Consider the following 11,810-nt stretch of genomic DNA (forward strand, 5'->3'; position numbering starts at 1 on the left):
GGCAGTTGGAGAGATCATGGCAAGTCAAGCACCTAAGATGGACAATGTATCTAAGTTAATGCTTTTACTTAGTGCAGTAGCGATTTTAGCAGTGGTTTATGTGTTAATTTCAAGCTTAATTAACACCTATCAAAGAAACTCACTTAAAGGTGAGGTGGATAATACCCAGTTAGTTCTTAATGCTGAAAATAACATAAAGCCAATTGGTTTCGCTGCTGAAGCAGGTGCTGTTGTTGCAAATGCTGCAGGACGACCTCCGAAAGAAATTTATACCGGCGTTTGTGCTGCATGTCATGCAACAGGCGTTCTTGAAGCACCTAAGTTTGGTGATAAGGCTGCCTGGGAAGCACGTGCCGGTGTTGGTATTGCAGGCTTACTAAAGTCAGCGGCTGAGGGTAAAGGCGCTATGCCTGCTAAAGGTGGCGATCCTTCAATTACAGATGGCGAGCTAGAAGCTGTGATTCTGTATATGACTAAAGAAGCAGGCTTAGATCTTGGTGGAGCAGAAGAAGCACCTAAAGCTGCAGCAGCGGAAGAGGCTCCAAAAGCAGAAGCCGCAACTGAAGCAGCACCAGCAACTGAAGTAGCTGAGGCTAAATCAGAAGAGAAACAAGAAGCTGCTAAAGAGACAGTGACTGCTGAAGCGCCAAAAGTAGAAGCAGCACCCGTTGCACCAACAACTCCAGAGGCGCCAAAAGCAGAAGAAGCTCCCGCAGCAGTAGAGGCACCAGCTGCTCCAGTAGCGGCAGCAGCACCAGTTGTAGCCGCAGCTCCAGCAGTAGCCGCTGCACCAGCTAAAGATAATGCCGAAGGCAAGAAAGTATACGATACAGCATGTTTTGCTTGTCATGCTTCAGGTGTTGCAGGTTCTCCAATATTGGGTAACAAAGAACAATGGGCACCAAGAATTGCTCAAGGCATGGATGTTTTATACAAAACAGCTATCGCAGGTAAAGGCGCGATGCCACCAAAAGGCGGTAATATGTCACTTGAAGATTCAGCGATTAAAGCTGCAGTTGATTATATGGTTAGCCAATCACAGTAATCTATACCCAACAAGCTTAATGAAAAGGCACCTTGATGGTGCCTTTTTTGTGCCTGCCATATTGTCTTAATAAATTGAAAACTATCTGTTGAAATTAGTTTATTTAACCCAATTATTTTAAGATTAGCTCAAAATAAAGGTTATCTAGAAAAAACCTCCTAAAGTAGGGGGGTGACCTTAAACTAAATCTAAAACAAATTAATCTGGACTGAAAATGGAACAATATCGAGGAACAACCATACTATCCGTACGTCGCGATGGAAAAGTAGTGATTGGTGGAGATGGTCAAGTCTCATTAGGTAATACCATTATGAAAGGTAACGCGCGTAAAGTGCGTCGTCTATATAACGACAAAGTCATCGCGGGTTTCGCTGGCGGAACAGCAGACGCATTTACTCTGTTTGAAAAGTTCGAAGCTAAACTACACGAGCACAATGGCAACCTAACGCGTGCCGCCATCGAGCTCGCAAAAGACTGGCGTACCGATAGAGGTATGCGTCAATTGGAAGCATTGCTCGCAGTAGCAGACAAAGAAACATCATTGATCATTACGGGTAATGGTGATGTCATCGATCCAGAAGATAACTTAATCGCGATAGGTTCAGGCGGACCATTCGCGCAATCAGCAGCGCGTGCGTTACTTGATAATACAGAGTTGTCGGCGCGTGAGATTGTTGAGAAGGGGTTGGGTATTGCGGGTGATATATGCATATACACAAACCAGAACCGCACAATCGAAGAATTATAATTTAGAGCATTAACCTTTCGCCCTAGCTCGGCGTTAACATCGTGCTCGAATGGTCACGTATTTAACATACGCTCACATTCTCCGCTCGATGTTGCCTTGATCTAGAACGAAATCTAAACGCTCTAAAAGATAATTACAGTATTTTATAAAAAACCTCCTAAAAGTAGGGGGGTGTGTTTTAAATAGACACATAATCAATAAATAGAAAATAGTAGTAAAAAACGAGAATTATTATGTCAATGACACCTAGAGAAATTGTTCAAGAATTAGATAAGCACGTTGTAGGGCAGCATGATGCCAAGCGTGCTGTTGCGATAGCTTTGCGTAATCGCTGGCGTAGACAGCAGCTTGATGCAGATTTGCGCCAAGAAGTAACGCCGAAAAATATTCTAATGATCGGCCCAACGGGTGTGGGTAAAACTGAGATTGCCCGTCGTTTGGCGAAATTGGCGAATGCGCCTTTTATCAAGGTTGAAGCGACTAAATTCACGGAAGTGGGTTATGTCGGTAAAGAAGTTGATTCGATAATACGCGATCTTGTCGATGTGGCGATTAAAGTGACACGCGAGCAAGAAGTTGAGAAGGTCAAGAACCGTGCAGAAGATGCTGCAGAAGATCGAGTGTTGGATATTCTAATACCACGACCAAAAGCAGAAGAAGATGCGAACTGGTTCGGTATGGATAGTGACGGCAACGAAACAGATAAGAAGCCTGTAGAAGATAGTTCGACACGCCAGAAATTCCGTAAGAAATTACGCGAAGGTGATCTTGACGATAAAGAAATCGAAATTGAAGTTTCTGCCAGCCCATTAGGTGTAGAAATCATGACGCCTCCTGGAATGGAAGATATGGCGAGTCAGTTGCAAGGCATGTTCCAGAACTTGGGTAACAACAAGACCAAGAAGCGTAAGCTGAAGATTAAAGATGCGCTGAAAGAGTTGGCTGAAGAAGAAGCGCATAAGCTGGTTAATACCGAAGATCTAAAGCTTAAAGCACTGGAAAATGTAGAGCAAAACGGCATCGTATTCCTTGATGAAATCGACAAAGTGATTCAAAAAGGTGAAATGGGTGGCGCGGGAGTTTCTCGTGAGGGTGTGCAACGTGACCTACTACCTCTTATTGAAGGTAGCACGGTAACGACCAAGCACGGTATTATCAAAACAGATCATATTTTGTTTATTGCTTCAGGCGCTTTCCACATGGCTAAGCCTTCTGATTTGATTCCTGAATTACAAGGTCGTTTACCGATTCGCGTAGAACTTGGTGCATTAACGGCGGATGACTTTAAGCGTATTTTGACTGAGCCAAATGCATCACTGACTGAGCAATACCAGGGGCTTCTACTAACAGAAGGCGTTAAAATAGAGTTTACTGAAGACGGCATTCAACGAATCGCAGAAACGGCGTTTCAGGTGAATGCACAAACTGAAAACATTGGCGCTAGACGCTTGCATACCATCGTAGAAAGATTGCTCGAAGAAGTGCTATTTTGCGCACCTGATTGCACAGAGGCAGTTACTGTCGATGCGAAGATGGTTGACGATGTTCTGGGCGAATTGATTGAAGATGAGGATTTAAGCCGCTACATTCTGTAGGCTGTAAATAATCTACAGATAATCAAGATATGATGAAAGTATAAGCAATTGCTAATAAACGACATAAAAATAGTGTTGAATTTATCTAACTGCAGCTGATTAGTATAGACTAGCGACCACTGAAATATTGAAACAGGATTTACAATGACACCAACAAATATAGCACTACACCAGAAATCACGTGTTCTGGAACTTACATGGCCTGATGGTGTGGTTCAGAATCTACCTTGTGAGTATTTGCGTGTTTACTCTCCATCAGCAGAAGTGCGTGGCCATGGGCCAGGCCAGGAAGTATTGCAGCTTGGTAAGGAAAACGTCAATATCAAAGAGATCGAGCCTATCGGTCATTACGCCGTTAAACTTGGTTTCGACGACAATCACGACAGTGGCCTCTACGATTGGGGCTTGTTGCGCGAACTTGGCGACAATTACGAAGAATACTGGGCTGATTATCTTGCGCGATGCGAGAAAGCCAAATACGTAAGAAAAGAACCAGGGCAGGTAATCTAATTACCCAACGCTACTATACTACTATGAAATTTATCGACGACTTAAAATTCAACGAAGACGGGTTAATCCCTGCCGTTGCTCAGCAATTCGATACGAATGAAGTATTAATGATGGCGTGGATGAATAAAGCGTCGATTGAAGAATCATTAGAAACCGGTCGCGTTTGCTATTGGTCGCGTTCGCGTCAGGCATTTTGGCGCAAAGGTGAAAGCTCGGGGCAGGTTCAAATGCTCAAAGAGTTCAGAGTCGATTGTGATGGCGATACCTTATTGTTAATGGTCGATCAAACTGGCCCAGCGTGTCATACAGGCCGAAGAACATGTTTCTATCAAGTAGCTCAGGATGGTGAATTAAAAATCGATTCTGATCCGTTAATCGATCCTGAAGAACTTTACAAAAAATAAACAGCTATGAGATGGTTTCTTCTCAAGCTCATACGCGGCTATCAACTTTTCCTAAGTCCCGTTCTAGGTAGTAGTTGTCGTTTCGAGCCCACTTGTTCTTGTTACACGCATCAAGCGATTGAAAAGCATGGCGCTATCAAAGGCGTATGGTTAGGGCTTAAACGTATCGGTAAATGCCACCCCTGGAATGAGGGTGGCTACGACCCGGTTCCTGATAAGAAACAGGCAACTCAAAAGTCACCCCCCCACTTTTAGGCGCTTTTTTACTTTAGAGTTCCTACAGAGAATTAAATGCATTTTAATTTTCTCGCTTCTCAAATATCTCTTCGGCAAATTGCGCGAACTTACCACGTACAGATCTCTCCAGTTCAATCGCATACATCGAGACTTCTTCATGCTTGTTGGTAGTTTGCTTAAGTAGGGTGGTTAAACCATTGTTGTAGCGATTCAGGTAGATATTATCTATCTGGCGGTTCGAGCCAATGATGATTGCTTTACAGCTTTGATCGAGTCGCGATAAAACCAGTTGAGTCGTATTGTTCGAGCTGTTCTGCCACTCATCAAGTATCACGATAGCGTTACTCAGGGTTCGTCCACGTGCTTCGCCCGGCCAGAGCTTTTCAATATTGTATTTGTTCACCAAATACTCGACCTTCATTTCAAGTGCTTCTTGTTGAAGAACGCTTTCACGACGTTTCAACTGGGTCTTGGCAATAAATTCCAACGTGTCATACAAAGCCATATTATAGACTCGGAATTTTTCATCATTGCCTGAGAGAAAGCCAACTTCGGCACCCTTGTCGACACTTTCGATGGAGTTTCTAACGTAAACAATTTTTTCATAATGCCCCAAATCAATCAGGCGCATGGCTGCGGCAAAGGCCAGTAAGGTTTTACCACTGCCTGCCTTGGCATCCACAACTGTGATATCAAAATAGTCACTAAGCATCGCTTTCAGAAGAAACATCTGCTTCATATTCATCGGTTTTATACTGAGACCGTTGAAGTCTTCTTTTTCATTGACGATGTCTATCTTTCCGCCTTTGCTGACAATTCCGTATTGGCGATTACCATCTTTAGAGACGAATTCGTAATTAAAGTTGTCGTTCTGGTAGTTATCATCGTAATCGGTGATATCGCTATTCTGCATGCCATTGAATAAGCTTGAATCTACCTCGATGGATTTGAAAAAGTGAAATGGCGGTAAGTCTGATCTATCTTCGTAAAGCGTCTGAACCTTAATACCGCTGAATAAGCCAAACATGCGCGCATAAATATCGAGTGATAGGAAAATGATTTTATGGCCTTTGTAATAGCTTTGTGCAGCTTCAGCGACTTCGACGATTCGTTTATCGTTGGATTCTGCAATGTGTGCAGCGTCGAGATCTGATTCGTATTTGTTTTTAGAGAAAAGGTGGATGGAAGCGGAATCATTAAAACGTAGTTTGACGACTCTACATTCTTTTTTCTGATCTATTTTATCAACTTTGCAGGCGGCTAGCATTCGAGCGAAGCTTCTTGCCTGATAGCTCAATTCTCCTGAGCCTTTTTTAAATTCTTCTAATTCAACCAGGACGGTTTCTGGTATTACCACGATATTGTTGTTGTCTTGTGAAAGTTGTTTGATGCCCTGTGGATTATGCAAAATGATGTTGGTATCGATTACATAAATCTTATCTGCCATATATTAACGCTCCTGAAATGATTGTTATTAGTTAATTGCCAAAGGATTTTACGTTCTATAAATGAGTATAGTAAGAACCTGTGAAAAGTGGGGGGGTGACCTTCATTTGATATCAATTAAGTGATTAATTTTGTATAGGTCTGCTTAGATTGTTGCAAAGCAATAGCAGGCTTACAACGAATGATGTCAATGTCATTAAACATTAATTTTTTAGTCATCTTTTTTTAACACATCTTAATTAAGCTTTGTTGCCATGATTATTAATGGAAACTAAAGGCTTTACAACAGTGATTAATTTAGAAAAGAAATTGTTAGAGGTGAATCCAGCTCTGGCGGATAAGCCGGGTTCGAATCTGTTCTTTAAAACAATGAGGCGTTTATTCCGAGAGAAAGAAATCAATAAATTTATCGATAAGAATCAACACTTAAGAGGTTTTGCATTTTTAGATAAGGTACTGCAATACTTCAATTTTACTTTTGAAGCTACAGCAAAGTCTTACGATAATATTCCTGCGGAAGGCAAAGTGATTATTGTTGCGAATCACCCCATTGGTTCACTGGATGGTTTAGCCTTATTAAAAATGGTTCGTTCTGTTCGGCATGATGTAAAAGTCGTCGCCAATGAAGTGCTGTCACAGGTTAAGCCTTTGCAGTCGTTACTTCTTCCTGTAGAGGTAATGTCAGGTAGAGCGGCTTTCAGATCACAGCTAGAAAGCATGATTCAAGTACTGGAAAATGAACACGCTTTGATTATTTTCCCATCTGCTGAGGTCTCTCGAATTAAGCCTAATGGTGTTAGAGACGGAAAGTGGAAAACTGGATTCCTGAAACTGGCAAGACGTACTGGTTCTCCAGTACTTCCTGTATTTGTCGAAGCGAAAAATTCAGCACTATTTTACAGCATGTCGACTATTTATAAGCCGTTAGGAACAGCCATGCTAGTCCATGAAATGTTCAATAAGGAAAACAAGCAGCTAAAAATTCACGTTGGCAGTCCTATTCCTGTTTCTGAGTTTACCGGTACAGGGTTGGCAGACAAGCGCATTGCTAAGCTACTAAAAAAACAGTTATATCGACTATCAGGCAAAAACAAATTGCCGATGTTTAACACCGTACAGACAATCGCTCATCCAGCGAGAAGAAAAGCATTAAAGGACGCTTTGTATCAAGCCCAGCAATTAGGCGAAACAGACGATGGCAAAAAGATATTTCTCTATGATTATGAGCCAGACTCGCCAGTAATTCATGAAATTGGCAGGCTTCGAGAACTGAGTTTCCGTTCTGTAGAAGAGGGTACAGGTGATTCAATGGATATCGATAAATACGATAGTTATTACCGTCATCTAGTACTTTGGGATGAAAATGATCTTGAAATTGTAGGTGCTTATCGCATTGGCGAATGTGCCACTATCGTAAAAGAAAAAGGATTGGATGGCCTGTATTCGAGCACATTATTTACATTCGAAGAAGCGTTTGTGGATCATTTACCCAAAGCGATTGAGCTAGGCCGTAGCTTTGTGCAACCGCGCTATTGGGGTAAACGAAGTCTTGATTATCTGTGGTTTGGAATAGGTGCTTATTTACGTCATAACCCAGAGATTAAATATTTATTTGGTCCTCTGAGTTTGTCGCAAGCTTATTCGCGACCACCCACTGAATTAATATTATCTTTTTATAATCAGCAGTTTTCAGCAAATCCAAAAATGGCTTCGGCGCTCAAGCCTTTTGAGTTAACGCCACAAGTATTGGCGATAGCGAATGAGGATTTTGCTGATGACTATAAATCAAGTTACAAACGTTTGAATAAAAAGCTTAAGCACTATGGAGTAAAAGTGCCAACCTTATACAAACAATATTCAGAAGTTTGTAAGCCTGGAGGCTGTCAGTTTATTGCTTTTAATATCGATGCAGAATTTAACTATTGCATAGACAGTTTAATTCTTGTCGACCTTGAGCAAATCAAAGAAAAACGTAAGAAACGTTATTTTGGGGAAATATCTAATGAAAATAAAAGTATTGAAGAAAAGAAAACCGCTTAAACGCGTTAATAAAAATAAATATCGATTCTGGAATGAATTAATGAGTACTCACTTAAAGCAGTCAAAAGAATCAGCGGTTCGCGAACAAGCTCGTTAGAAATTTTTTCTGATTATTTCTATCGTTATTGATAACTCACATTGATTCAGAGTCGAACAGGCGTTATCTTCATATAATGACAAAATCAAGTAATGCTGAGCATAGAAAATACCCAGAAATGATTGCGGCTGTAGATTTGGGTTCGAACAGTTTTCATTTAATCGTAGCCAGAGTTGATGAGCATGGTAATTTTTCCATGGTTGATCAAATGAAAGAAATGGTGAGATTGCGAGGTGGCCTCGACGAATACAACAATATGGATGAGGCTGTTGCGCAAAATGCGCTTGAGTGTCTGCAGCGTTTTGGAGATCGAATAAGGCATTTAAAGTCCTCTGCAGTCAAAGCAGCAGGTACCAATACATTACGCACGATGAATAGCTCTTCAGAGTTTTTGCGCAAAGCAAACAAAGCACTTGGGCATCGTATTGATATTATCCCGGGTCGTGAAGAAGCACGTCTTGTTTATTTAGGTGTATCACATACGCTGTCTGATGATAAAGGCAAACAACTGGTTGTTGATATCGGTGGCGGTAGTACAGAGTTTATTGTCGGTAAAAAGTTTGAGCCCATACGCCTCGAGAGTTTAAATTTCGGTTCGGTAAGTGTGACTAAACGATTTTTTCCCAATGGGGATTTAAGCCCAGCTAATTGGCAGACTGCTAATACCGTTTTACGACTTGAAATAATGCCGATCCAGCGTGACTACTCGCAAAAAAACTGGAAGCGGGCGATTGGCTCTTCGGGAACAATCAAGGCAACGTTATCTATTATCCAGGAACTCGAGATTGATCGATTTGCCATAACGCTAGATGCTCTTTATGAGATTCGAGACAAGCTGATCGCAATTGGAAATATAGACGATATTATCTTGCCGGGGTTAAATCAAAATCGCGCGCCGGTTTATGCTGGTGGGCTTGCAGTGATAATAGCGGTGTTCGAAGCATTAAATATAGAGATAATGACAGTATCAGAAGGGGCGCTGCGCGAAGGGTTGCTCTACGATATGTTGGGGCGAATAAACCATGAGGATGCTCGCGATCGCTCTGTTAAAGATCTAATGAAACGTTTCAATATAGATGTGAAGCAGGCTAATAGAGTAAAGAAAACGGCCTTGCATTGTTTTACTCAGATTAGAAAAGACTGGGGCTTGAACAAGAAACGCAGTCATACACTCGCCTGGGCCGCTGATCTGCATGAGTTGGGAATGAGTATCACGCATGATAAACACCATCTTCAGGGAGCACATATTCTTGATCATGCAGATATTCCAGGTTTTAACCAGCGTCGGCAGCACTGGTTAGCGGTGCTGGTGCAAACACACCGTAAAAAAATTGAAAGTGAAATATTTGATTCTCTATTAGAGGATGATCGTCAGACTATTGTTTATCTATGTGTGTTGTTGCGTATTGCCGTGTTATTGCATCGTTCGAGACAAGACAAAGATATTTTGCCGGATGTCACAGGTGCAGAAAATAGCATGCATATTAACAGTTCAAAATCACTTAAAGATCAGGCGCTGTTAGAAGCAGATTTGACTCAAGAGAAAGTCTGGTTAGAGAAACTGGGATTCACTTTAACCTTTTAAGAGCAATTGCTCTGTTTTATAGACGCTTTGATCGCTAATTTCATCAGCTCGTCTACAATAAATACCATTTCATTGATTTTTACTGAATAATTGAGCGCTGATTGTCTACATAGAAATACAGACAACATAACAGGGGCAATTTCATGAAAAAAATCGCAATCGTTATTGCAGACCTAGATTTAGGCGGCGGGCAACGTGTGGCAATCAATCTTGCTAATGCATTGGCGAAAGATAATGACGTAAGCATTGTTATTTTTCAGGATAACGATATCCACTACCATGTTCCCGGTAAATTGATTAATTTAGATTGTCCCCAAAAAACCAGTGTTATTGGGAAAGCATTCAATGTTTTAAAGCGTGCTTATCGATTAAGGAAACTACTCAAAAAAGAAAAATTTGATCATGTGTATGGTTTTATGGAGACGGCTAACTTTCCTACTGCCTTAGTATTTCATGATGCCGCATTGTCCGTGCACTGTAACCCTCGTGAGTTAAGCTTTTTCGAATCTACACTTGTTAAGATAACCTATCCTCGTGTTAAAAACATCATTGCAGTTTCAGAAGATGTTGCCTCAATACTCAAAACGGATTATTCATTGAATAACGTTTCTCGTATTTATAATCCGGTTGATGTGGAAGATATTGTTGCGCAGGTCGAAAAGCCTTATGAGCATCCCAAGCCTTATATTGTTGCACTAGGCAGATTCCATGAAGTAAAACGTTATGACTTACTGATCAATGCCTATGCTAACAGTAAGATGAAGGATGACTGTGACCTAATTATTGTTGGTGATGGCGAGCTGCGGGAAGATCTGGAGCGTCAGGTAAATTCTTTACAAATTCATCATAAAGTCCATTTTGTAGGAACTCAGACGAATCCTTTTCCTTATCTGGCGGGAGCTAAGTTCTTAACATTGACCAGTCGTACTGAAGCATTTCCAATGGTTTTGATTGAAGCGTTAGCACTAAAAACGCCAGTGGTTGCGACTGATTGCCCGACAGGGCCAAGAGAAATTGTGCGACATGGAGAGAACGGTCTTTTGGTAGAAAATGAGAATACCGAAGCTTTTACAACAGCAATCGATGACTTGTTCTACAACGAATTGATGTTACGTAAATTTAGAAATAATGCGATAGATTCCATTCAACATCTATCTGGTGGTGTCATTGCAAAAGAGTGGTTGGCGCTTTAACTACTTTTTATTAGCTTGATCCGTCTTAATAGCACCTTATCAAACTTCTTCTGATCAGGTGATTGTGCTACATTAATTAAAAAATAATGGAGCATTTCATGAGAAAAAAAAGTCACCCCCCCACTTTAAAGTCTTTTTTCACGTTGTTCATAGCACTGCTATTAACAAATACAGTCGTATTTGCGAGTGATCTTGATAAAGAAAAACGCTGGGCCGAGCAAATTACTGACTCACTATTTGATGGTGAAGCCATCGAACTGAATGATGGTACAAATGATTTTCTAGCCATAGATACTCGTGCAGATGAGCCTAAAGACGTTGGAGTGATTGTAATTCATGGCATTGGGATTCACCCAAATTGGGAAACCGTGGTTAAACCGTTACGTGTTCAACTAGCAGCTAAAGGTTGGAACACTCTCGCTTTACAGATGCCTGTTCTAGCAAATGATGCTGATGGCAAAGACTACGAGCCTTTGATGAAAGAAGTACCTGCCAGAATAGATTCAGGTATTCGTTATTTAGCCAAAGAAGGGGCCAAAAAGGTTGTGATAGTTTCGCATAGTTTAGGTGCCCGAATGACTAATTACTATTTAGCGCATAAAAAAGTCTATAAAGAAGCACAAACAGAAACCCCGATAATTGCTTATGTGGGTATCGGGATGAATACTGATAATGAACAGTTTTTGGAAAAGATTAATATTCCTATACTGGATTTGTATGGAGAAAAAGATTTAGAAGGCGTACTAAAATCGGCAGAATCTAGAAAAAAAGCAGGGTCGCATAATAAAGACTACAAACAACAAAAGGTAGCTGGTGCAAACCACTTTTTTGAAGGTCAAGATGATGACTTGGTAAACGCAGTAGCTGCTGCCTTGGAAAAGTTTTAGACCTTTATTTGTAGTACTGAAAC

The 11,810-nt window shown here is 41.1% G+C and carries 12 protein-coding genes; 11 read left to right on the forward strand and 1 reads right to left on the reverse strand.

Annotated elements, in window-relative coordinates:
* The first annotated feature begins 16 nt into the window (after window positions 1–16).
* The 6 genes from Q1A31_RS17450 to yidD all read left to right on the forward strand — a co-directional run bounded on the left by Q1A31_RS17450 (window position 17) and on the right by yidD (window position 4,557).
* A complete protein-coding gene (locus Q1A31_RS17450; RefSeq protein ID WP_299879778.1) occupies window positions 17–1,045 on the forward strand; it encodes a cytochrome c5 family protein in 1,029 nt (342 codons plus the stop codon).
* A gap of 214 nt (window positions 1,046–1,259) precedes the next feature.
* Window positions 1,260–1,793 carry an ATP-dependent protease subunit HslV gene (gene hslV, locus Q1A31_RS17455; RefSeq protein WP_299879781.1) on the forward strand — a complete coding sequence of 178 codons (534 nt, stop codon included), beginning with the start codon at window positions 1,260–1,262 and terminating at the stop codon, window positions 1,791–1,793.
* Window positions 1,794–2,026: 233 nt separating this feature from the next.
* Window positions 2,027–3,388 (forward strand): ATP-dependent protease ATPase subunit HslU, encoded by a 1,362-nt coding sequence (hslU, locus tag Q1A31_RS17460; protein WP_299879784.1) that lies wholly within the window; start codon window positions 2,027–2,029, stop codon window positions 3,386–3,388.
* 144 nt (window positions 3,389–3,532) lie between these two features.
* Entirely contained in the window at window positions 3,533–3,898 is a 366-nt protein-coding gene (locus Q1A31_RS17465) for a DUF971 domain-containing protein (RefSeq protein WP_299879787.1), read from the forward strand.
* A gap of 23 nt (window positions 3,899–3,921) precedes the next feature.
* A complete protein-coding gene (hisI, locus tag Q1A31_RS17470) occupies window positions 3,922–4,302 on the forward strand; it encodes a phosphoribosyl-AMP cyclohydrolase (protein WP_299879790.1) in 381 nt (126 codons plus the stop codon).
* 6 nt (window positions 4,303–4,308) lie between these two features.
* Window positions 4,309–4,557, forward strand: coding sequence for a membrane protein insertion efficiency factor YidD (gene yidD / locus Q1A31_RS17475; protein WP_299879793.1), 249 nt, complete (start codon window positions 4,309–4,311; stop codon window positions 4,555–4,557).
* A 43-nt stretch (window positions 4,558–4,600) separates the two neighbouring features.
* On the opposite strand, the gene Q1A31_RS17480 is transcribed toward yidD, so the two are convergent.
* The gene (locus tag Q1A31_RS17480; RefSeq protein ID WP_299879796.1) at window positions 4,601–5,986 is read right to left on the reverse strand and encodes a PhoH family protein; all 1,386 of its coding nucleotides are present in this window, start codon (window positions 5,984–5,986) and stop codon (window positions 4,601–4,603) included.
* A gap of 263 nt (window positions 5,987–6,249) precedes the next feature.
* Here Q1A31_RS17480 and Q1A31_RS17485 point away from each other — a divergent pair, with 263 nt between their 5' ends.
* The 5 genes from Q1A31_RS17485 (at window position 6,250) to Q1A31_RS17505 (ending at window position 11,787) form a co-directional block, all read left to right on the forward strand.
* On the forward strand, window positions 6,250–8,025 hold the full coding sequence (locus Q1A31_RS17485) for a GNAT family N-acyltransferase (protein ID WP_299879798.1): 1,776 nt from the start codon (window positions 6,250–6,252) through the stop codon (window positions 8,023–8,025).
* Entirely contained in the window at window positions 7,988–8,122 is a 135-nt protein-coding gene (locus Q1A31_RS17490) for a hypothetical protein (RefSeq protein ID WP_299879801.1), read from the forward strand. Before Q1A31_RS17485 ends, Q1A31_RS17490 begins: the two co-directional genes overlap by 38 nt.
* Window positions 8,123–8,198: 76 nt before the next feature.
* Complete coding sequence (locus Q1A31_RS17495) at window positions 8,199–9,707, forward strand: Ppx/GppA phosphatase family protein (RefSeq protein ID WP_299879804.1); 1,509 nt, start codon at window positions 8,199–8,201, stop codon at window positions 9,705–9,707.
* Between the two features lie 143 nt (window positions 9,708–9,850).
* Window positions 9,851–10,900 (forward strand): glycosyltransferase, encoded by a 1,050-nt coding sequence (locus Q1A31_RS17500; protein ID WP_299879807.1) that lies wholly within the window; start codon window positions 9,851–9,853, stop codon window positions 10,898–10,900.
* A 98-nt stretch (window positions 10,901–10,998) separates the two neighbouring features.
* Window positions 10,999–11,787 (forward strand): DUF3530 family protein, encoded by a 789-nt coding sequence (locus Q1A31_RS17505; RefSeq protein ID WP_299879809.1) that lies wholly within the window; start codon window positions 10,999–11,001, stop codon window positions 11,785–11,787.
* Window positions 11,788–11,810: the final 23 nt, after the last annotated feature.

This window comes from uncultured Cocleimonas sp., from assembly GCF_947495625.1.
In the GTDB taxonomy this organism is placed as follows: domain Bacteria; phylum Pseudomonadota; class Gammaproteobacteria; order Thiotrichales; family Thiotrichaceae; genus Cocleimonas.